Consider the following 20,692-nt stretch of genomic DNA (forward strand, 5'->3'; position numbering starts at 1 on the left):
TCCTAATATCTTGTCATAAATTTTATTTTTTCCTTTAATGTAGGCTCTTCATACTGCTCTATGATACGTTTAGATACTGCTTCCCTGTTTTCTCGTATAACCTTTTCAGCTAAGGAAATAGCCTCATCTACTGGAACAACTATTGGCAACTTATAATGTTGAATGATCTGATTTAACCGTTCTTTCTGACTACCTTTTACACAATAAGGTGTTAGACCCAAATTCCTATAAGCTTCATATAATTCCTCATCTGATAAATTTCGATACTCTTCAGATACTGGTCTATGCCCATCTGGATCCATTGCAAACTCTACTGGTAAATGAACAACATCTGTATACCACAGTTTCGCATGATTCTTAGAGACAACCCCATAAGCAGTCAAATATTTTTTGAAAAATCGTCGACCCGGAATACCTAAAATAGATTTCATCAATCGATGAATGAATGCTGATCCTGGATTAATTCCTACCCTCATTCGAACAGTACCGTAAATCCATTCATTCAATACTGAACCATCTGATAGAAAACTTCCATGTTCCTTGTATAAAATTCCCTCTGTACGAATTCTCTCCTCAAAACGCTTTAGCCCTAGTGCCATTAATTCAGTTGATGACATATCCTGAAATCTTCTGCCAGGATATAAATCTGTCAAAAGTTCCCTCGCAGACAAAGCGTCGATTAAGGGAAGTCCCGTTGCAATCGAAAGAGCTGTAGCAGTTGTTGTCTTACCTGTAGAATAAGTTCCCGATATGACTAACCTTAATTCTCTATTTCCCATCACTGTCCCCCTCCATCAGGTAATTTTTGAGCTATTTTACTTTTAAAGACTACCTTATGATCTATATCATATCCTGACATTTCGTAGACTTTCCAATGTTCTTCTCTAATTTTTAACAATCTATTTTTTGAAACACTACCACTAAGCTCTACTACTCCGTTCAAAATTGGTGAATTCAAGTCTGCACTCACTTGCTTCATCCACATGGTATTGCTCTCTTCTCGAGATATCTCTTCTATATGGTAGGCTAACATCTCTGCCATTTGAGAAAAAATAATCAGAAGCTCTAACAAACTATAATAATTCTTTTCTAGACTACCTACACCACTATATTCAATATCTTTGATTAATACTTGCTCTGCTTTACAAGATATACTACTATCTGAAAACTCAACATCGTATATATCATGTTGTCTATCTCTTAAATGCGTTGATAAAAAATCTCTACCTTGTTCTCCTATAGCAGCTACATTTTCCATACATTCTAATAATTGATATCCTAAACAAACTTTCATATCCATTACCAAGCAATCAAATTCAATCACTTGGTTCGTCATTTTGAAATTTTGTAATTCTAATTTTAAATTTACCAATTCTTCTATAGCTTTTATCCCTGACTTTATCTCAAAAATGGCTTAACCTATACTGATTTAATCTCACTCCCATTCTTTTCAGTATTTCACTTCCAAATAAATGAGCTAATACTATTCCATCTAATGTACTCAGGTGTTGCTGTATGATTTCAGATTGTTTACTAGACCACAAACCTTCTTGATGAAGAGACCCAACTCCTTCTAAAATATTTTTCAACTTAACTTCATAAGTCGTCTTCTTATGCCCTCTGCCAAAATAACGATTTTTATTGTCTCCAAGTAAATAATCTACTGTTAGCATATACTTCTCCAATCTTTTAAACTGACTCTATCTTAAACAAAAAAAGACAAGAAAGAATCCGTAATTTACGAAAACCTTCTTGCCTTTTTAGTATAAAATTATAAAGATACTAGATTTAATCGAATAGCCTCACGTACAGCTCCAACTCTACTCGTCACTCCCAACTTTGAACAAATATTTGAAACATGGGTATCCACTGTTCTCCTGCTGACAAATAAACTATTTGCTATCTTTTCATTAGAATATTCTTTTACAATCAGTTCCAATACACTTAACTCCGTATCTGTCAATAGATTATTTTCTTGCTTTTCTAACAAACCATCTGGAATAACGTGATTTCCCTTATAAACAGCATAAATTGCACTTTTAACATCCAAATAAGAACTTTCTTTGGGTAAAAAAGCTTGAATCCCAAAATCCATCGCTCTCTTATGTAACAAAGTGTCATAAAATCCTGATAAAAGAACTATCTTGGGAACTGTATTCAGAAATCTATTTATTTGACTAATAACATCAAATGCCGTTACTCCTTTCAACATAAAATCCATAACTAGCACATCTACCTTTTCATTCTTAAGACAGAGAAGTAAATCTGCTACTTCTGTATAGGAACCAACAATTTTAAAATCATCTTCCTTTAAAAAATAGTTCTCCAATCCTTGTAATACTAAACTGTGATCATCAATCAAAACCAAACGAATCATTTTTCTTCCCTTCTATAGGTATCCGTATCTTCACACTTGTAGGTTCTATATTTATCTGAACAGTTCCCCCCAATAAATGAACCTTCTCTACAATTCTATTTAAACCAAAATGATGTTCATTAGACTGATAGTTTCCCTTAAAAATACCATCATCTATAACTTCAATTGATAAAATCTTTTCTTTTGTAGATAAATCTACAGTAATTTCTCTAGCATTCCCATGAAGAATACTATTATTTACTAGTTCTTTAACTGTCCTTAATACAAACGTGCCCACTTTATCGTTAACTTTTTCTTCATCTATTGAAAAAGTTGTCATAATCGAAACAGTTTCCATCTTCATGAATTGGTTTAATATGCTAGTAATAGATTCTTTCAACCCTAATTCATGCACCATTAAAGGATAGATATTGGAACATAAATCTCTTAATTCAAAAACAATATCATCCAACATCTCTAATAAAGCTCCCCTATTAATGTGTTCACTAATTTCTAACTGCTTTTTATAATAAATAACCTTCTGAATTGTAGTATCATGTATAAACGTTGCAATTTCTTCCCTCTCTAATTCAGTAGCTACAAAAGTATGAAAACTACTAAAGATTCCCTCCATTTTATGGCTAATCAACATCATTTTCCTTATTTCAGGTAACAAAGCTAGCGAAAAAAGAAAAGTGTAAAGAACGAAAAAAATTGGAGAAAATTCTCTTAATAACAGACTAAAAAGAATAATTAGACTAGTAAAAAAAACGGAAAATATCAAGTTATATATGAATGGATTCCACTTCCAAGCAACATATATCATTCGCTCTAGTATCAAGTTATTTACAATAGAGAACAAAATAAGCAACAATAGAGGAATACTATAAATAAACGAAACTTCCTTACCAATCGGAAAAATATATCCAAAAAATAGAGGAAATAAGGCAAGAACTGCTAAAAATAAGGTATGAATTGGCAACATTTCTCTTATCTGAGAGTAACTTATAAGCATCTTTAACAGCAGGATAACTAAAAAGAAAAATACTAAATAAAATACCCCCCTAGAAAAAAAGATAGTCAAAAAATCAATGGGCTGTATAAGATTATAAACAAACAAAAGTTGAGTGATGAGTGAATAGCCCAGTATAATACGAGAAAAGTTAGAAATGGTTGAACCTTTTATCTTCAGGACTAACACTCTAATGAAAATATCCATGAATAATGGAAATAAAGTCAAGTATGAAATTAATAGACTACGACCAAATACATCTCCTATACTTGATGGAATAATCGATAATAACATCAGACTAGTATAAATAATAAAATAAAAATATCGTTTTCCAGTTTTTCCTCTACTTCTCCCTTTTATGTATAAGCGAAATAACAGTAGAATCAGAAAAGCAATGATTGATAAAACAAGAAAGATAATTTGGCTTGATTTCCCAGATTCTATTATTAAATTCTTTGAAATTCCTCTATCTAACACTGTCACAGAATGAAGCGGTTCAACAATTAAAAATCGAGATAATAAGAAATTACTATCTGGACTCTGACCGTCTATTTGTATAATTGATGACCCTATTATCTCTTGATGATTTGCAAAGCTTCCCAGATTATGGACTTGTCTAACTATCCACTCATTATCATGTTTATCTACGGTGATTCCACTGTACGTTCGGTTAAATATTGAAAACGAAAAATAAAAAAAGAAAATAAATAACAAAACAAAATAAAATCGAAACATTTTTGACTTCATTGTTTGCAACACTCCACATTTCACTTGATATTGATGTTTATTCTACCATTTTTTCATTCAATAAAACAGGTTTTATAGTTAAATTTATTCTTTTTTCTTTCGAGATATAACTGATACAATCTTCTAGTAGGTAAAATCCTACCTAATTTGACTTTTGAAGATAAGATGAAAATCGCCTACGAACATTTGAAACGCTTGATTAACCTCAAAGGAGAAAATGTAGCAGTTCGTGAATTCCGTGACCTCGCTCCTCACTATCTTCGTGGAACATCTGGTGCAGCTAAACTCCGTGGAGCCATTTCACAAGCTAGCACCCTAGCAGAGATTGAAGCCCTCTGGCAACTGGATAAGGCTTAATAGTTTAAAACCCGTAACTCTCTTAAAGGTTACGGGTTTTTGACTGTAAAAATTCAAATACTGAGGGTTATTATTGACTCAAAGCAACACTGGAAACCTTACCATCCGCTCCTGTTGTAATTTGGATGACTTTTCCTCCACCAATTTTGGCATTATACTTGCCATCATCAAGAGTATAAGAATAGCCTTTGAGAGAGTAATTTTCTTTCTTTCCATCGGAAGATTCTACTGTGAATTGACCGCCAGATGAAACTGTAATGGTTTCCCCATTTGCTCCCTTCCAATTGCCCGCTGCAGCTGAGAAATCACCATCTACCATAGTTAAAACACCCTTGTAGCGTTTATTTTGCTCTGCTTGCTTGTCTTGAAGTTTGCGGTCAGTTGTAGAATCATAGCTTGATTGGTTAGACTGGGCTTGAGGAGCCTGTTGAGTTGAAGGAGCCTGAGCAGGAGTTTGTTGACTAGCTGCCTGTTGATTAGCTACTTCTTGACCTTGTCTTTGCTCTGGTGCAGGTGCCGCTTGTGATGGCGTTGCAGTTGCTGAAGATTGATCAGTAGACGCCTTAGCCTTTTCAGATGCAGCTGAACTTGAGGATTTCTGAGTCTTACTTTCTTTATTAGCAGAAGCTGCTTTAGAGCTTGATGATTGGCTTGTCTTAGCAGAACTGCTTGCTTGAGTTGTTTCCTTTTTATTTCCACAAGCTCCTAATAGTAGGGTAGAAGCTAATACAGTTGCTGTCATCAATTTGATATAGGTTTTCTTTTTCATTTCCCTACTCCTTTGTAATATTTTAGAAATATAATGAAATCTTTTTGTAATACAATTGTAACATTGGAATTTAAATATGTCAACAATTTATCTAAACTATTTTAAAAATCTTAAATACTTTAGATACATTTACTCCTCCTACTCTTCTATTCGTAATAAAATAGAAAAACAGGAGATTTTCCTATTAAAAATTTGAATTTGTTTTTGTGTAATCGCTTGCATCTTTAAGTACAAAGGAATATAATAACATTGAAATAGAATATAGGAGGTGCATTCTTATGCTAAATAAGTATTACAAGTATCTTCCTTGGTTGATTTTGGGAGCTATTGGCTCTTATCAGTCAGCCACTCACTATGCGCGAACTGCATTTGATGTGTTTTATCTGACTACAATCTTTTTGATTGTTTATATTGCTTTGTTATTTTTACATGAGAACTATCTCAAGTATAGATACAAAGACTTCTTTACTCACATGTTGAGTAATTCTAAGAAAGATAGCCATCCCTAAAACAGTCGCAACAGCAAATCAAACTAATAAAGGCAAATAAAGAGGTCGGGAACTTTTCCCGACCTCGTTTTTTATTTCAATCGATAGGTTTTTCTTGGTTTCTTTTTAGGCACTCGTTTGAGTCCAACTTCTTCTACATATTCTCCGTATTTTACGAGAAAGTTATTGCTGACGATTGGGCGACCGGGGTTAATAAGATTGACCAGTTCAGTTCCTTCGTAGACAGTGAACTCCTCCTCCAGCAGATAAAGGAAGGTTGGATTCCAGTCGAGACGGCCTTGGATTCGTTTGATAGACTCTTGAATAATGGCATAATGGTCAAAAGCGAAGGCTTGTTCCTCCAACTCCACTCCCTCTAGGTAGCATTTGCCTGTCTGAAAATCGACATCTACAAAAACCACATCCTTGGCATCGTCTCCTGCTTGAACAAGTTCTAATGCACGACTAGGCAAATAAACCAAGTGGGCAATGGTCACTGTCCAGCCCCGGGGGTCACGACCGGGGGTCGATACGGTCATCAATTGCTCAATTTTTTCCAAAGGAAGCTCGAGATTGACTTCTTCTCTCACCTCGCGCTGACAGGCATGCACAGCATCTTCACCCTTGTCCATAAATCCTCCAACTAAGGCCAAACAGTTTTGATAAGGGTGAGCCTTGCGGCGAATTAATAAGAGCTTGATCTTTCCTTCGACAAAGCAGTAGGCTACCATATCCACCGTCACACTTGGTTTTTCGTATTGAGGAAGTTCCTGCTTGTAGAACCAATCCAAAAATTCCTCCTGACTTGCATGAATTTCAAAATATTCTCTTTCCGTCATCCCTGCTGGAATCATCGTGTCCGTCATTTTATGCCTCCTTACGAACTGCCTTGGTCCATTGGTACCAACCTACTAGACTATTGAGTGTGTAAACCCAGTACATCCCTTGGATGTGGATGTTTTCACCCCACCAGAGATAGATACTAAAGAGATTGGTTGCAATCCAGAAAATCCATTGCTCACGGTAGAGACGTGTCATCAAGAGCTGACCGACACCATTGGTCGCATCGGTAACACTATCACGGAAAGGGCGAGCACTATGGATACTTTGATAAGCTAAGCCCATACCAATCCAAATGATAGCAGTCAAATCCAAGTACTTGAGCCAGTCAAGCACAGATAATTTCTTGGCTTCAAAGTGAGATTCTTCTGCTTTTCCTTGGTCATTGATACGGTTGGACAGCCAAGCATAGAGACCAATCGGCTGCATGACAAAGAAGTAAACAGTCGTCAAAACTTCACCATAAAAAGTCGCATTCATAGCCAAAACCAAATAGATAGCAGAGTTAATGGCCCCAAAGAGATAATTGCTTGCACGCCCTTCTGCTACCAAGATAACACAGACAATCCCAGTCCAAGATGCAAACAAGCTCATCCAGTCATGACTTTCTGTATTTTGCGTGAATTCCAAGATCAAGGGAACACTTGACAGGACGATGAGATACAACCACTGGAAGAGGCTACGGCCGACAAAAAGATCTTTCCAGAGCAGGTTCATGATTCCTGCAAAACCGATCTTGCGGGCTTCCGCATGGACATTTTTAAAGTTTTCGATAAATTGTGTGATTTTTTCAGTTAGTTTTTTCATAATTTTCTCCTAATCTGCTTGGTAAATGGCATCAATAGCCACTTTGGCTGCTTCATAATTGCCTAGGTAATCCCCAGCTAGATAAACTAGTGGAATGGTGGTTAAATATCGCTCTCTCATCTGGTCCAAATGCTGAGAAAAACTATGACGAATATGGTCTTCTGCCATAGTCATATCTCTAAATCCGTCATTGACATAGGAACCGACAGGTTGCACAAAGAGAATCAAGTCCCATTTTTCCTTAGCCAAGATCGAGGCAAAGAGATTGTCAAATGTTTCTCCTGATAAGTCTTCTTGATCCTCAGTCTCCATGTAATAATCATAGTAGCCCTTGGTTACTAAAGAGTTTGTGTCAGCAATCACTAGGCCTCGATTGGCATTGCTATCGATTAACTTAGAGGTCTGGTCATACTGGCCCAACAGGAGATAATAGTAATCTTTTGGAGTCAATTCATCGTCGCGGACATTGTTTTTGATCTGGTACTCACGTGCGTATTCCAAACTAACTGGTGCATCGTAATACCTAGCCAAATCCTTGGCCAGAGTGGTCTTCCCATTGCTAGCACTTCCCATAATCAACACTTTCTTTGTAAACTGACGTCGGAAGGGTTGAGCAATATATTTCCAATATTTGCTTGGATTTTCTCGAATCATAGTCGCTGAAATACCAAACTTTCTTTCTTGCAAGACAGTCTCAAAGCCACGATTAGATAGTTCTTGCTGGTAGTCTGCTTCTCCCACAAAGAAAATTAGTTCTTGCTGGGTTTCATCATAGGAAATCTCTGCAAACATCTGATTCAACCACTCCTGCCAGCCCATAGGGTAACGGGGAAGATTGGTTTCATCTAACTTGCAGACAGAGGTCAACTCGTCATCACCAAAGGCCTCTCGGATATAGCGAAATCTCTTTTGAAGAGTTAAGCCTACCTGTTCCCCTCTATCTCCCTCATAGCCTGAAACTACAACCCAGACCTGGTCACACTGCCGCTTCGCTCGCTGAATCAGATCGATATGACCCTGATGAAGAGGGGCAAAGGTCCCAAATACCACTGCTGTTTTCTTTTTCATAAACGCATTACCTTTTTATATTTTTTGATATTTTCGTTGTCTATGTTTTTATTATAAACTATATTTTTGTTTTTTCAATAGTTTTTTATCATTTTTTATAAAAAAATTGCGAAAAAAAGAATCAAGATTGCTCCTGATTCTCCATTTTTATGCAATATCAAATTTTAACTGGCCTGCTTTAACACCAATCTTAAGTGTGCTGCCTGCCTCTAATTCTCCCTTGAGAAGAAGTTCTGCCAACTTGTCTTCCACTTCTGTTTGTAGAGTTCTACGAAGTGGACGAGCTCCCATCTCTGGGTCATATCCTTGATTGGCCAATAATTTCAGTGCGGAAGCTTGTAATTTCAAGTCAATGCCTTTTTCAGCCAAACTTGCAACTAAAGGTTTAACCATAATCTTCACCACTTCCTGCATATGGTCGCTAGACAGGCTATGGAAGACCACCTTTTCATCAATACGGTTGATAAACTCCGGTCTATAAGCTTTTTTCAGCTCTTCAAACATGCGTTTTTCCATATTTTCCTGGTCAAAACGAATATCCTTAGCCCCAAATCCGACAGTCTTGTCATCCCGAAGGGCTGTCGCACCAAGATTTGACGTCATGATAATAATGGTATTTGAAAAGTCAACCTTGCGACCCTTGCTATCAGTCAAGACACCGTCATCCAAGACCTGCAAGAGGACATTAAAGATGTCTGGGTGGGCTTTTTCTACCTCATCAAAGAGTAGAACAGAGTATGGTTTGTTGCGAACCTTCTCGGTCAACTCCCCACCTTCTTCATAACCCACATATCCCGGAGGAGCTCCGTTGAGACGACTGGCTGCGAATTTCTCCATATACTCACTCATGTCAAAGCGGATAAGGGCTGATTCGTCATCAAAAAGAACTTCTGCCAGAGCCTTGGCCAATTCGGTCTTACCGACACCTGTAGGCCCTAGGAACATAAAGGAACCAATCGGACGCTTATGACTGCGAATCCCTGACTGGTTGCGGCGAATGGCACGGCTAATACTTGAAACAGCTTGATCTTGACCGATGACACGTTTGTGCAGTTCAGCTTCCAAGTTTAAGTATTTCTTAGCATCAGTCTGAGTCAGTTTTTGAACGGGGATACCTGACAAGCGACTCAAGGTGGTCAAAATATCAGACTCTGTCACCAAGTCTTTATAACCAGGCACTTCCTCTTCTTTTGCGATTAGCTGAGCTGCCTGTTTCCACTTACCATCCATCAAGGCCTTGTCAGCTGGACTCAAACCTGAATCGTCTGCTTTTACATGCTTAGCCTTATTTTGCACTGTTGCTGCTGCTTCATCTAAGAGATCGATAGCAGAGTCTGGCAAATGGCGACTAGTCAAGTAACGATGGGCCATCTTGACAGCTGTTTCAACCGCTTCATCTGTGATTTGCACACGGTGATGTTTCTCATAAGTCGCCTTCAAACCTTGCAAAATGGTCATGCTGTCTGCCACACTTGGTTCTTCAATCATCACTTTGGCGAAACGACGAGAAAGGGCCGCATCTTTTTCGATGTGTTTTTGATATTCTTCCTGAGTGGTCGCACCAACTGTTCTCAAGGTTCCACGCGCCAAGGCTGGCTTCAAGATATTGGCCGCATCCAGAGTCGAATCAATCCCGCTCCCAGAACCCATGATAGTGTGAAGTTCATCTATAAAGAGGATGACTTGGCCATCTTCTTCAATATCCTTAATGATATTATTCATGCGCTCTTCAAAGTCACCACGGAAACGTGTCCCTGCCACGACATTCATCAAATCAAGCTCTAACACGCGCATCTTAGACATTTCCGTAGGCACATCCCCACTAGCAATTCGCTGGGCAAGACCAAGCGCCAGAGCAGTTTTTCCGACACCAGCAGCCCCAACCAAGACAGGATTATTCTTTGTCTTCCGACTCAAGATTTGAATCATACGCGAGATTTCCTTGTCCCGACCGATGACTGGTTCTAACTTGCCAGAACGCGCTTGCTCTGTCAAATCATGCGTATAGTCCTCGAGACCACCACTCGGAGTCTGCGGCATGCCCATCATATTAGCCATAGAATTTTGCTTGTCAGCTACTGTACGATGGCGTTGGCGTAGAGCCTTGAGGTCTTCACGAGTCCAGCCTGCACGTTCTTCTAGATTTCGACGTAGGGCAGCAATCTTGACCTGATCTTTCTTGTCTTCATAAGAAAAACCAGCCCTCTCCAAGATACGAGTCGCCAAGGCATTACCATCATGCAAAATCGCATAGAGAACATGCTCTGTCCCTAACACCTTAGCATGGACCACTGACGCTACATACTCTGCTTCATCAAAAAGGATCTGCAAACGATGAGAAAACGGCAATTCCGTAAAGGTTTCATCCTGGCTATAGTCCGTTTCAGTCAGTTCCAAAGCGACCTCTTCTAAACGGTCCATCTCATATGGATAATCATTTAAAGTTGCCCCTGCCACACTATAACTGTGGTTGGACATGGCAATCAACAAGTGCCAAGACTCTAGGTAACGAGCTCCAAAATGGCCAGCAACCATGTAGGCACTTTCGATACATTCATTCAATGCTTTTGAATAGTTCATCTTACTTCCCTTTTCTATCTACCTCTTGTATGACCTGTCGTAGCATGTTTGCACGAACAACTGGAGCTTCTTCTCCTAAAACGCGATCCAAAGCTACTGCCACCAGCAAATTCATCTCCTGCTTGGTCATCAATTCCTGCTCAACCAAAAGCTGGAGAATATCTTCATAAATTTCTTGACTGACCCGCTCACCAATTGAGTAAAGAAGCTCCCTGAGCATTTCATGATGACTAGAAAACTCAATCCGTCCTATACGAATGTAGCCTCCGCCACCACGCTTACTTTCAACCAAGTAGCCCCTACTTTCCGTAAAGCGTGTCTTGATCACATAGTTAATCTGACTGGGAACAACCTGAAAAGTATCTGCCAACTGACTACGTTGCAACTCCACGATACCAGATTGATCTAAAATCGCCTTGATGTAGGCCTCAATATGATCCGATGTATTTTTAAATCTCATTACAAACCCACCTCTCTCTTTAAACCTTGACTATCTTTGACTATTATACCGAAATTTTCTCATTTTTAAAAGAAAAAGGGCGCTGGTAAAGGATAATCTTCACCAACTCCCTATTTTTCTACTTATCTAAGCCTAATTCTGCCAAGATTTGACGTTTGTAGGCAATCTTTTGGACTTCCTTGTCCTCATCTTCAGACCAATCTAGTTTAATTTCTGAAACAATCTGCCCAGGGCGATTTTTCAAGATATAGATGCGGTCGCTGAGACTGAGGGCCTCCTCGATACTATGCGTGATGATCAAGGTTGTTAGCTGCAACTGCTTGTGAATCTCAAGGTACCAAGCGTGTAGTTCCATCTTGGTCATCTCATCCAAGGCGCTAAAGGCCTCATCCAAGAGAAAGAGCTTGTGCCCGAAAAGGTAGGTCCGGAGCAAGGCCACACGCTGGCGCATCCCACCACTGAGTTCATGAGGGTATTTATCTCTTACAGCTGTCAACTGGAAGGTCGCAAGAATTTCATCTGAGCGAGCAATAGCTTCTGCCTTATCCACCTTTTGAATCAAGAGGGGCAGAATGATATTACCAAGCACCGTCTTGTGTTCCAAGAGCAGATCCTTTTGCAACATATAACTCACCCGCCCCTTGGGATTTTCTTCACCATCAAGGACAATTCTCCCTGACTGAACTTCTAAAATCCCCGCAATTAAGTTGAAAAGCGTAGTCTTACCAACACCACTTGGGCCTAGGATAGAAACCACTTCACCTGAAGTCACTTTCAGATTGATATCCTCTAAAATCCTCTCTTGACCATAGGCATAACTGACGTGTTCTAGTCTAATTTCTGTCATTATTTCACAAATTCGTTGGTGAATCCTTTGTCTGTCAAGTCTTCTTTAAGGATACCATTTTCTTTGTCCCATTTGTAGAAGGCGTTCCAGCGAGCCGCATCAAATTGCCCCCATTTTTCCTTGTCGCTTGCGTATTCTTTTGACAAGTATTTTTGAGATTCGATGACAAAGTCACGTTTTTCCTTAAGTTCAGGTGCATTTTTGATGAGGATATCAGCTGCTTCTTCTGGATGCTCCATGGCATATTGGTAGCCTTTTTTGATAGCTTGGATGACTTTACGTGCTTCTTCTTTGTTGTCTTTGAGGTAGTCGTTGTTAGCAATGATGACTGGTGAGTAATAGTCAAATTCTTTAACGTAGTCTTTCAAGTACATAAAGTTAGCGTCTACACCTTGAGATTTGGCAAGAATTCCATCCCATCCATAGTAGATCCAAGCAGTGTCAAATACTCCATTGGCAATCGGTGTGATTGAGTTTGAGTCGTTATTTGGTATTTTTTCAACCTTCTCAAAGTCTCCACCTTGAGATTCTACCAATGTTTTCAACATAGCAAGTTCAGTTGGATCATTCCAAGTTCCGTATTTCTTACCAACCAAGTCTTTTGGACTAGCTACATTGTCAGATTTACGAGAGATGATTCCTGATGTATTGTGCTCAACAATAGCTGCAACAGCAGTGATTCCTGCTCCTTTTTCCAATTTTTTAGCCATGTAGTCTTGGAAATAGACTGCAAATGGTGCCTTGCCATTGATAACCAAATCAGAAGAACTTTCTTCTGGTGGCAATTTCAAATCAACATCCACTCCAGCTTCTTTGAAATAACCTTTTTCCTTGGCCACATAAAGCCCTGTGTGGTTGGTATTTGGTGTCCAGTCTAGGATAAAGTCGATTTTCTTAAGTTCTGCCTCTTTGTTATCCTTAGAAGCAGTTCCTTGACCACAGGCCACAAGTACAACAGCTACAAGAGCTGTTAAAACAGTTAAAAACACTTTCCATGTTTTCTTCATTTCAATTTCCTCTTTTCTTTTTCAGAAACATTCTCATTCTACGAACGTTTCCATTTAATAACATATTTTTCACTGACATCAACCAATTTCATACCGAGAAGGCTGATAATCGATACCAGAATAATAATAGCAAACATGGTATCGTACTGAAACAGTTTCTTGGACTGAATCATGTAGACACCTAGTCCTTCAAAGCCTCCCAACCACTCAGATACTACTGTTGTGATAAAAGCGTAGGAGACACTGACTCTCAGACCTGCATAAAAGTAAGGCAGGCTGACTGGGATTTTAAAATGCCACAGGATTTGCCAAGGTTTGGCCCGCATCAGACTAAACAAGGTCAGCATATCCTTGTCACAATGCCTAAAACCGTCCAAAATGCTGACGATGATGGGGAAGGTTGTCGTTAAGATAATCAAGACAATCTTGGGCAAAATCCCATAACCGAGCCACAAGACCAGGATAGGAGCTATGGCAATAGTCGGAATGGTCTGAACAACCACCATCATAGGGTAAATCAAGTCATTAAGCCAAGTCAAACTATCCATGAGCACAGCCATGAGACAGGCAATCAAAACTCCCAGAACCAGCCCCAGTAAAGCCACTCTCAAGGTGGCCCAGCTATGGTGCCAGAGAAATTCTCTGTCACGAACAAAGGCCTGGAGAATTTCAAGAGGGGTCGGCAGGATAAACTTAGGAAGAAGTTTAAGCAACCCTGCTAGCTGCCAGATTGACAAGATCCCTAGAAAGCCCAACAGACTAATGTGTCGTCTCAGTATACTTTTCAAGTTTCTCATCAATACTTAAAATCTCTCCTACATTTATTTTGACATTGGCAAAGACATTGTCTGCCTCCTGCCCTGCCACTTCCAGCGCTTCTTTTAGAATGCGCATAAGCTCATCAAACTCCCCTTCCAAAACTGTTTCAAATGGTGTCACTACCATGGTCACTTCTTGAGCTTTCAGATAGGCAATGACCTGATCGATAACAGCAATCCGATCAATCCCCTGTGAAAGGGGTAAAACTTGCAAGGCAATGCTTGCTTTCATAACAACCTCCACTTCTCGTTTTCCTTTGATAAAAAGAAAAACCTTTGCCATATATGGAAAAGGTCAAGATTAGACTAAGTATCGTTCCCTACGCTGGCATTACCCAGATCAGGTGCGGTCGAAGCTTAACGCTTCCTCTCAGACTGTACACAGACTCCCATATATTATATGGACATATGATAGCGCAAAACCAAAAAAATGTCAAGGAAACTGCTTACAGAAAAAGTAGGAAAAATTTCCTACTCCCATTTTCTATACTCGTTCTCCATCACTATTTACTCTGTAGCCATCCACCGTCGTATTAACAGCTAAGGCGCCTGAAGAGTAAGAATAATACCACTTACCAGATACTTGGTACCAGCCCGTTTTCATTGCACCTGAACTATCCAAATAATACCACAGACCATTTTCCTTTAACCATCCTGTCTGCATTTCACCAGATGATTTCAAATAATACCAGCTAGAACCATCTTTCAGCCAGCCTGTTGATTTAGACCCATTTGATTTGAAATGATACCAACTACCATTTATTTTCTTCCAACCGACAGTTGAACTGTTATTGGATCCATAGTTAGAGCTATTTCCTGATTGATTCTGATAATTCTGTGAAGAGGTTACTCCCTCTAGCTGGATATAACGACGACTTCCGTTATAAGCCGTATAACTCAACCACTTGTACCCATCTTTTTCGAGAATTTGATCATAATGAACATTCTCCCCAGGATAATAGTAATCAATCGCAGTTGCGCTAGCTAGAGGCTGATTTTTGATAGCAGCCTTAGTCTTAAAATAATGTGTTCCTCCTGTTGAAACTGAGGATTGACTATTCCCAACACTGCCACCAGGCAAATCCTTAAAATGAATAAAACCAGTCATAGTATTCGCCTTCACGACACGCTTGTTGTAAGATTCTCTTATTCCATAGTTGTATTCTTCAATCTCAATCTCATCTCCTATTACATTTGACACCCAGGCAACATGACCATAAGTTCCTGCAGTCGACCAAGCAATGGAGCCAATCGCTGGTCTATTATCGACACGATAGCCTTCACGACGAGCACGATAGCCCCATTCATTCGCATTCCCATAAGCAGCCGGAATCTCAAAACCATTGACATTACTCAAACGAAAAGCTGCAAAAGAAGTACATTGACGAGAATACATGCGCCACTTATCAATCTCCTGACTCCCATTTTTATAATGAGCAGGATAATCATCCCCACGCGCAATCGATCCATTTCCTCCGGAATAGGCATATACACTATTACCCGCTGCTAACATCAATCCTACTACTAAAAAGGGAACAACCTTTTTAGCTGATTTTCTGAAAGAAAATCTTGTCTCTGCTACTTTAAATGGTGAAATTTTCATTCTTCCTCCTTGAAAAATAATATAAATCGAAGATTACCTTCACTTAAACTATTCGGAGAAAAAAGAAAAAGTGAGAAAATTTCTCACTTTAGTCAAGATAATGAATCAAATTCTTTTCTGTAAGGATATCTGAGTAAGTAAAGGATTCAACGTAAACATTAGCTTGTTTATCTCCTTCAACGTTCCCAAATTCAACGATAAATAGGGATGGATAAACCTCAATTAGCTTACCCAATCTATTTTTTTGGCGCTTACGACCATTCTCCAAAGTCATTTCTACGACTTGTCCCTCATGTGCCTTGATTTCTTCTTTGATTTTTTTCATCTTGGCTACATCTGTAAATGCATCTGACATCTTATGCCTCCCTCTTTGAGATACTTGAAAATTTATTGTATTCTTTTTGGAAAATTAATTCCACCGTTCCACGAGCTCCACTACGGTTTTTCTCGATAATAACTTCTACCTTATTATTCGGTATGCCTTCCTCTTCTTCACCACCACGCTCATAGTAGTCGTCGCGATAAAGAAAGGCTACAATATCAGCGTCCTGCTCAATAGACCCAGATTCACGAATATCAGACAAGACCGGTCTCTTATCCTGACGTTGTTCTACACCACGAGAAAGCTGACTTAGAGCGATTACTGGAACCTTCAGTTCCTTAGCTAAAATTTTTAACTGACGTGAAATTTCTGAAACCTCTTGTTGACGATTTTCCCGACCAGTTCCCGTGATAAGCTGCAAATAGTCTATTAAAATCAAACCAAGATTTCCAGTTTCTTGAGCCAGTTTACGAGAACGAGAACGAATCTCTGTAATCCGAATTCCTGGCGTATCATCGATATAGATACTGGCGTTAGCTAGATTACCCTGAGCAATGGTATATTTTTGCCACTCCTCATCAGTCAATTGACCTGTACGAATAGAATGTGACTCCACCAAGCCTTCTGCAGCTAACATACGGTCCACTAGACTTTCCGCACCCATTTCGAGTGAAAAAATAGCAACCGTTTTGTCCAACTTAGTCCCAATATTCTGAGCAATATTCAAGGCAAAGGCTGTCTTACCAACCGCCGGACGAGCTGCTAAGATAATCAACTCCTCCTCATGAAGACCAGTCGTCATATGATCCAAGTCACGATAGCCTGTCGCAATACCTGTAATATCGGTCGTTTGTTGCGAGCGAGCTTCCAGATTTCCAAAGTTGATATTCAACACATCTCGAATGTTCTTAAATCCACTTCGATTAGCATTTTCGCTGACATCAATCAGGCCTTTTTCTGCCTGAGCAATGATTTCATCAGCTGGTTGCGAAGCCTCGTAAGCTTGATTAACAGACTCTGTCAACTTGGAGATTAATCGACGTAGAATGGCCTTCTCTGCAACAATCTTAGCATAATACTCCGCATTAGCAGAAGTTGGCACAGAATTGACAATCTCAACCAGGTAAGACAAGCCACCAATATTCTGCAAATCGCCTTGATTATCAAGAATGGTACGAACCGTTGTTGCATCTATAGCATCGCCACGATCGGATAAATCGACCATAGCTTGGAAAATCAAACGATGGGCATACTTAAAAAAGTCCCGAGACTCAATATATTCTCGCACAAAAACAAGCTTACTCTCGTCAATAAAGATAGCCCCTAAAACGGATTGCTCAGCTAAGATATCTTGAGGTTGTACTCGTAACTCTTCTACTTCTGCCATCAGACTTCCCTTCCTTTTACAATCTTGTCAAGAAAGTGTAAATTTACCCTTCTTTCACACGAAGATTGATCACACTTGTGATATCTTGATAGATTTTCACTGGCACATCAATCAAACCAACCGCCCGAATCGGAGCTTGCACTTGGATATGACGTTTATCAATCTTAATTCCAAATTGCTTTTGCAATTCTTCTGCAATCTTCTTATTCGTAATTGAACCAAAAGTACGGCCATCTGGACCAACTTTTTCAACAAATTCTACAACAGTTTCTTCTGCTTCAAGTTGGGCTTTAATTGCTTTTGCTTCTGCAATCATCTCAGCGTGAGCTTTCTCTTCAGATTTTTGTTTACCACGAAGTTCACCTACAGCTTGAGCAGTCGCTTCTTTGGCTAGATTCTTTTTGATAAGAAAGTTTTGTGCATACCCGGTTGGTACTTCCTTAATTTCGCCTTTTTTACCTTTTCCTTTGACATCTGCTAAAAAGATTACTTTCATTCTTCTTTCTCCTTTTCCTTTATTTCATTTAATACAATTTCTGTCAGTTTTTCACCTGCTTCTGACAAGGTTGAATCCTTAATTTGAGCTGCTGCCAAATTAAAGTGGCCTCCACCTCCCAGCTCTTCCATAATCCGTTGTACATTCAGCTTACTACGACTGCGAGCTGAGATAGAGATAAATCCTTGTGTATTCTTCGCAAGAACAAAACTCGCTTCAATACCTGACATAGCTAACATGGCATCTGCTGCCTTACTAATAACAACTGTATCATAACATTTCGAGTCCTTAGCCTCCGCTATTAGTACATCTGAACCTAATTTACGCCCCTGTAAAATCAGTTCATTGACCTCACGATATTCTTCAAAATCTGTTGCAGCAATCTCTTGGATAGCAATACTATCACTTCCTCTCGTTCTGAGATAGCTAGCAACATCAAATGTCCGACTAGTCACTCGTGAGGTGAAATTTTTAGTATCCAACATCATACCAGCCATCAAGACACTTGCTTGCATACGACTCAAACGATTTTTCTTAGAATTCTGGAACTGAATCAATTCCGTTACCAACTCACTGGCACTGCTTGCACCACTTTCGATATAAGTAATAACCGCATTATCTGGGTAATCCTGATCCCTTCGATGGTGGTCAATGACGATGGTTTGGGTAAATAAATCATAAAAATCTTTTGATAAAGTTAAAGCTGTCTTTGAATGGTCTACAAGAATCAACAAAGAACGATTGGTCACCATCCCCATTGCATCCTTAACAGACAACAACTTTGTAACTCCTTCTTTTTCTAAGAATGAAACAGCTCGTTCAATATCCGGCGACATTTGTTCTTCGTCATAAATAGCATAGCTATTTTCAGTCACATTGCTGGCAAATAACTGCATACCTACAGCAGAGCCAAGAGCATCCATATCTAGATTTTTGTGACCAACTACAAAAACCTGATCCACACTTCGAATCTTATCTGAAATAGCTGTCATCATAGCACGCGTACGAGTCCGTGTACGTTTGATTGAGGCAGCAGATCCACCACCAAAATAAACGGGATTTTTCGTTTCGTCATTTTCCTTGACAACCACCTGGTCGCCACCACGCACTTCAGCCAAGTTCAAGTTGAGCAATGCAACTTTCCCTATCTCATCATGATTTCCATCACCATAAGAAAATCCCATACTTAAGGTCAAGGGCAACTGTCTCTGTTTCGCCTCTTCTCTGAAAGAATCAATAACAGAAAATTTATCGTTCATCAATCCCTCAAGAACCGTGTAGTCCGTAAATAGATAAAAGCGATCCATACTTACTCGACGGGAGAACATGGCATGTTTACTAGCAAATTCTGAAACAAAATTGGCTACAAAACTATTGATATGACTGATATCAGACTCCGATGTTTCATCTTCTAAGTCATCGTAGTTGTCAACAGAAACGACACCAATCACAGGCCGACTCGTTACTAACTCGACAGTCGCTTCGTATTCTCCAGACACATCAAAAAAGTAAAGAACTCCAGATACCTTGTCCATATGAACCGAATAGCGGGTCTCACCCAAGGTGGCATAAGAACCTGGATTCCCCACAGAAGCCTTTATAATTGTTTGAATTAATGCAACATCAATCTCGCCCACTTCATTAGTCAAAATCAATTCAGCGTAAGGATTGAACCATTCAACTTCACCTGATGATAAGTCTAGTTTAATAACTCCGACAGGCATCTGTTCTAACAAGGTTGTCAAACTATCTTCAGCTTGGTGGTTTACATACTGGATTTGTTCTACTTCACTCTTTGAGTAGTATTCTCTCTGATGGATGAATAGTAAAATATATGAACCCAAAATAAGTAGCAAAAGAAATAGCGTTACCAGTGTATTCGTTACAAAAACAAGTTGCACAGATAGCACTCCGAACGCCACTATTCCTAATATTAAGGGGAAAATAGGACTTACATAAAATTTTTTCATTCCAAACCTCTTGGCACTCATTATACCATAATAACCACCAAAAAGCGACTTTTTAAAAGTGTAATCAGTAATTCTATCAATTATAAGAAAAAGGAGGTTTACAATTTAGTAAACCTTCCTTTACACATATTGAAATTAAGATTCTTTAACTTCTAACAAACCAATCTCGCCATCCTCACGACGATAAATCACATTAGTTGTCTGATCTTCAACATCCACATAGATAAAGAAATCATGTCCCAACAAATCCATCTGTAGAATAGCTTCTTCCAAATCCATTGGTTTTAAATCAATTTGTTTTGAACGAACAACTCTAGACTGAACAACATTTGAATCTTCCACCAAAGCATCTGTAAATAATTGACTAGTTGCTACCTTGTTTTTATTTTTACGCTCGATTTTTGTTTTATTTTTACGAATCTGACGTTCAATTTTATCGGTTACAAGGTCAATTGAACCATACATATCTTGAGACACATCTTCTGCACGAAGAGTAATTGAGCCAAGCGGAATCGTCACCTCCACTTTAGCCGTTTTTTCACGATACACCTTCAAGTTAACTCGAGCATCCAACTCTTGTTCAGCTTGAAAATACTTTTCGATCTTTTCGAGTTTAGAAACTACATAATCACGAATTGCTTCTGTTACTTCTAGGTTTTCACCACGGATACTATATTTAATCATATGAGTACCTTCTTTCTAAACATTTTTGTTTTTCTGATTTCATTATAACGCTTTCATTTTATTTTTGCAAATTT

At 39.0% G+C, this 20,692-nt stretch carries 22 protein-coding genes, 1 pseudogene and 1 riboswitch; of the genes and pseudogenes, 2 read left to right on the forward strand and 21 right to left on the reverse strand.

Annotated elements, in window-relative coordinates:
* Positions 1 to 2: 2 nt before the first annotated feature.
* The 5 genes from M1G05_RS07175 to M1G05_RS07195 form a co-directional block, all read right to left on the reverse strand.
* Complete coding sequence (locus tag M1G05_RS07175; protein ID WP_247953426.1) at positions 3 to 779, reverse strand: AAA family ATPase; 777 nt, start codon at positions 777 to 779, stop codon at positions 3 to 5.
* Entirely contained in the window at positions 779 to 1,372 is a 594-nt protein-coding gene (locus tag M1G05_RS07180; protein WP_247953427.1) for an AvrD family protein, read from the reverse strand. The genes M1G05_RS07175 and M1G05_RS07180 overlap by 1 nt, the downstream gene beginning before the upstream one ends.
* A 31-nt stretch (positions 1,373 to 1,403) precedes the next feature.
* Positions 1,404 to 1,673 carry an AvrD family protein gene (locus M1G05_RS07185; RefSeq protein ID WP_247953428.1) on the reverse strand — a complete coding sequence of 90 codons (270 nt, stop codon included), beginning with the start codon at positions 1,671 to 1,673 and terminating at the stop codon, positions 1,404 to 1,406.
* 98 nt (positions 1,674 to 1,771) lie between these two features.
* Positions 1,772 to 2,377, reverse strand: a complete 606-nt coding sequence (locus M1G05_RS07190; protein ID WP_023947315.1) for a response regulator transcription factor — start codon at positions 2,375 to 2,377, stop codon at positions 1,772 to 1,774.
* Positions 2,355 to 4,115 (reverse strand): sensor histidine kinase, encoded by a 1,761-nt coding sequence (locus M1G05_RS07195; RefSeq protein WP_247953429.1) that lies wholly within the window; start codon positions 4,113 to 4,115, stop codon positions 2,355 to 2,357. The genes M1G05_RS07190 and M1G05_RS07195 overlap by 23 nt, the downstream gene beginning before the upstream one ends.
* 129 nt (positions 4,116 to 4,244) lie before the next feature.
* Between M1G05_RS07195 and M1G05_RS07200 the strand changes: the two are divergent.
* Positions 4,245 to 4,472: pseudogene (locus M1G05_RS07200) on the forward strand (tRNA dihydrouridine synthase DusB); the annotation flags it as partial.
* A 70-nt stretch (positions 4,473 to 4,542) separates the two neighbouring features.
* On the opposite strand, the gene M1G05_RS07205 reads toward M1G05_RS07200, so the two are convergent.
* A complete protein-coding gene (locus M1G05_RS07205) occupies positions 4,543 to 5,241 on the reverse strand; it encodes a hypothetical protein (protein ID WP_024057552.1) in 699 nt (232 codons plus the stop codon).
* Between the two features lie 278 nt (positions 5,242 to 5,519).
* Between M1G05_RS07205 and M1G05_RS07210 the strand changes: the two genes are divergently transcribed.
* Positions 5,520 to 5,750 carry a hypothetical protein gene (locus M1G05_RS07210; protein ID WP_024057553.1) on the forward strand — a complete coding sequence of 77 codons (231 nt, stop codon included), beginning with the start codon at positions 5,520 to 5,522 and terminating at the stop codon, positions 5,748 to 5,750.
* 71 nt (positions 5,751 to 5,821) lie between these two features.
* On the opposite strand, the gene M1G05_RS07215 is transcribed toward M1G05_RS07210, so the two are convergent.
* The 15 genes from M1G05_RS07215 to hpf all read right to left on the reverse strand — a co-directional run bounded on the left by M1G05_RS07215 (position 5,822) and on the right by hpf (position 20,618).
* A complete protein-coding gene (locus M1G05_RS07215) occupies positions 5,822 to 6,595 on the reverse strand; it encodes an NUDIX domain-containing protein (RefSeq protein ID WP_247953430.1) in 774 nt (257 codons plus the stop codon).
* A gap of 1 nt (position 6,596) precedes the next feature.
* Entirely contained in the window at positions 6,597 to 7,376 is a 780-nt protein-coding gene (gene pnuC / locus M1G05_RS07220; RefSeq protein WP_247953431.1) for a nicotinamide riboside transporter PnuC, read from the reverse strand.
* Positions 7,377 to 7,385: 9 nt separating this feature from the next.
* On the reverse strand, positions 7,386 to 8,444 hold the full coding sequence (locus M1G05_RS07225) for an AAA family ATPase (RefSeq protein WP_247953432.1): 1,059 nt from the start codon (positions 8,442 to 8,444) through the stop codon (positions 7,386 to 7,388).
* A gap of 147 nt (positions 8,445 to 8,591) precedes the next feature.
* Positions 8,592 to 11,024, reverse strand: a complete 2,433-nt coding sequence (locus M1G05_RS07230; protein ID WP_247953433.1) for an ATP-dependent Clp protease ATP-binding subunit — start codon at positions 11,022 to 11,024, stop codon at positions 8,592 to 8,594.
* Position 11,025: 1 nt separating this feature from the next.
* Positions 11,026 to 11,484, reverse strand: coding sequence for a CtsR family transcriptional regulator (locus M1G05_RS07235; protein WP_004261972.1), 459 nt, complete (start codon positions 11,482 to 11,484; stop codon positions 11,026 to 11,028).
* 118 nt (positions 11,485 to 11,602) lie between these two features.
* Entirely contained in the window at positions 11,603 to 12,331 is a 729-nt protein-coding gene (locus M1G05_RS07240; protein WP_247953434.1) for an ABC transporter ATP-binding protein, read from the reverse strand.
* Positions 12,331 to 13,338 (reverse strand): ABC transporter substrate-binding protein, encoded by a 1,008-nt coding sequence (locus M1G05_RS07245; protein WP_247953435.1) that lies wholly within the window; start codon positions 13,336 to 13,338, stop codon positions 12,331 to 12,333. The genes M1G05_RS07240 and M1G05_RS07245 overlap by 1 nt, the downstream gene beginning before the upstream one ends.
* Before the next feature lie 38 nt (positions 13,339 to 13,376).
* On the reverse strand, positions 13,377 to 14,135 hold the full coding sequence (locus tag M1G05_RS07250; RefSeq protein WP_247953436.1) for an ABC transporter permease: 759 nt from the start codon (positions 14,133 to 14,135) through the stop codon (positions 13,377 to 13,379).
* Complete coding sequence (locus M1G05_RS07255) at positions 14,098 to 14,388, reverse strand: thiamine-binding protein (RefSeq protein ID WP_045612468.1); 291 nt, start codon at positions 14,386 to 14,388, stop codon at positions 14,098 to 14,100. Before M1G05_RS07255 ends, M1G05_RS07250 begins: the two co-directional genes overlap by 38 nt.
* 68 nt (positions 14,389 to 14,456) lie before the next feature.
* Positions 14,457 to 14,559, reverse strand: a riboswitch (TPP riboswitch).
* An 81-nt stretch (positions 14,560 to 14,640) separates the two neighbouring features.
* Positions 14,641 to 15,759, reverse strand: coding sequence for a choline binding-anchored murein hydrolase CbpD (cbpD, locus tag M1G05_RS07260; RefSeq protein WP_049543254.1), 1,119 nt, complete (start codon positions 15,757 to 15,759; stop codon positions 14,641 to 14,643).
* 88 nt (positions 15,760 to 15,847) lie between these two features.
* Positions 15,848 to 16,114 (reverse strand): Veg family protein, encoded by a 267-nt coding sequence (locus M1G05_RS07265; protein WP_001278169.1) that lies wholly within the window; start codon positions 16,112 to 16,114, stop codon positions 15,848 to 15,850.
* 1 nt (position 16,115) lies between these two features.
* On the reverse strand, positions 16,116 to 17,468 hold the full coding sequence (gene dnaB, locus M1G05_RS07270; protein WP_000852485.1) for a replicative DNA helicase: 1,353 nt from the start codon (positions 17,466 to 17,468) through the stop codon (positions 16,116 to 16,118).
* Between the two features lie 43 nt (positions 17,469 to 17,511).
* Positions 17,512 to 17,964, reverse strand: coding sequence for a 50S ribosomal protein L9 (rplI, locus tag M1G05_RS07275; protein ID WP_000864214.1), 453 nt, complete (start codon positions 17,962 to 17,964; stop codon positions 17,512 to 17,514).
* The gene (locus tag M1G05_RS07280) at positions 17,961 to 19,934 is read right to left on the reverse strand and encodes a DHH family phosphoesterase (RefSeq protein ID WP_247953437.1); all 1,974 of its coding nucleotides are present in this window, start codon (positions 19,932 to 19,934) and stop codon (positions 17,961 to 17,963) included. The genes rplI and M1G05_RS07280 overlap by 4 nt, the downstream gene beginning before the upstream one ends.
* A gap of 135 nt (positions 19,935 to 20,069) precedes the next feature.
* Positions 20,070 to 20,618: a ribosome hibernation-promoting factor, HPF/YfiA family gene (hpf, locus tag M1G05_RS07285; RefSeq protein WP_000599101.1), complete on the reverse strand. Its 549-nt coding sequence runs from the start codon at positions 20,616 to 20,618 to the stop codon at positions 20,070 to 20,072.
* Between the last annotated feature and the right edge of the window lie 74 nt (positions 20,619 to 20,692).

This window comes from Streptococcus mitis, from assembly GCF_023109515.1.
Lineage (GTDB): Bacteria > Bacillota > Bacilli > Lactobacillales > Streptococcaceae > Streptococcus > Streptococcus mitis_CS.

Coding starts and splice junctions, on each gene's coding strand:
- M1G05_RS07175 (WP_247953426.1), bottom strand. CDS start 779: ATGGGAAATAGAGAATTAAGGTTAGTCATATCGGGAACTTATTCTACA.
- M1G05_RS07185 (WP_247953428.1), bottom strand. CDS start 1,673: ATGCTAACAGTAGATTATTTACTTGGAGACAATAAAAATCGTTATTTT.
- M1G05_RS07190 (WP_023947315.1), bottom strand. CDS start 2,377: ATGATTCGTTTGGTTTTGATTGATGATCACAGTTTAGTATTACAAGGA.
- M1G05_RS07195 (WP_247953429.1), bottom strand. CDS start 4,115: ATGAAGTCAAAAATGTTTCGATTTTATTTTGTTTTGTTATTTATTTTC.
- M1G05_RS07205 (WP_024057552.1), bottom strand. CDS start 5,241: ATGAAAAAGAAAACCTATATCAAATTGATGACAGCAACTGTATTAGCT.
- M1G05_RS07210 (WP_024057553.1), top strand. CDS start 5,520: ATGCTAAATAAGTATTACAAGTATCTTCCTTGGTTGATTTTGGGAGCT.
- M1G05_RS07215 (WP_247953430.1), bottom strand. CDS start 6,595: ATGACGGACACGATGATTCCAGCAGGGATGACGGAAAGAGAATATTTT.
- pnuC (WP_247953431.1), bottom strand. CDS start 7,376: ATGAAAAAACTAACTGAAAAAATCACACAATTTATCGAAAACTTTAAA.
- M1G05_RS07225 (WP_247953432.1), bottom strand. CDS start 8,444: ATGAAAAAGAAAACAGCAGTGGTATTTGGGACCTTTGCCCCTCTTCAT.
- M1G05_RS07230 (WP_247953433.1), bottom strand. CDS start 11,024: ATGAACTATTCAAAAGCATTGAATGAATGTATCGAAAGTGCCTACATG.
- M1G05_RS07235 (WP_004261972.1), bottom strand. CDS start 11,484: ATGAGATTTAAAAATACATCGGATCATATTGAGGCCTACATCAAGGCG.
- M1G05_RS07240 (WP_247953434.1), bottom strand. CDS start 12,331: ATGACAGAAATTAGACTAGAACACGTCAGTTATGCCTATGGTCAAGAG.
- M1G05_RS07245 (WP_247953435.1), bottom strand. CDS start 13,338: ATGAAGAAAACATGGAAAGTGTTTTTAACTGTTTTAACAGCTCTTGTA.
- M1G05_RS07250 (WP_247953436.1), bottom strand. CDS start 14,135: ATGAGAAACTTGAAAAGTATACTGAGACGACACATTAGTCTGTTGGGC.
- M1G05_RS07255 (WP_045612468.1), bottom strand. CDS start 14,388: ATGAAAGCAAGCATTGCCTTGCAAGTTTTACCCCTTTCACAGGGGATT.
- cbpD (WP_049543254.1), bottom strand. CDS start 15,759: ATGAAAATTTCACCATTTAAAGTAGCAGAGACAAGATTTTCTTTCAGA.
- M1G05_RS07265 (WP_001278169.1), bottom strand. CDS start 16,114: ATGTCAGATGCATTTACAGATGTAGCCAAGATGAAAAAAATCAAAGAA.
- dnaB (WP_000852485.1), bottom strand. CDS start 17,468: ATGGCAGAAGTAGAAGAGTTACGAGTACAACCTCAAGATATCTTAGCT.
- rplI (WP_000864214.1), bottom strand. CDS start 17,964: ATGAAAGTAATCTTTTTAGCAGATGTCAAAGGAAAAGGTAAAAAAGGC.
- M1G05_RS07280 (WP_247953437.1), bottom strand. CDS start 19,934: ATGAAAAAATTTTATGTAAGTCCTATTTTCCCCTTAATATTAGGAATA.
- hpf (WP_000599101.1), bottom strand. CDS start 20,618: ATGATTAAATATAGTATCCGTGGTGAAAACCTAGAAGTAACAGAAGCA.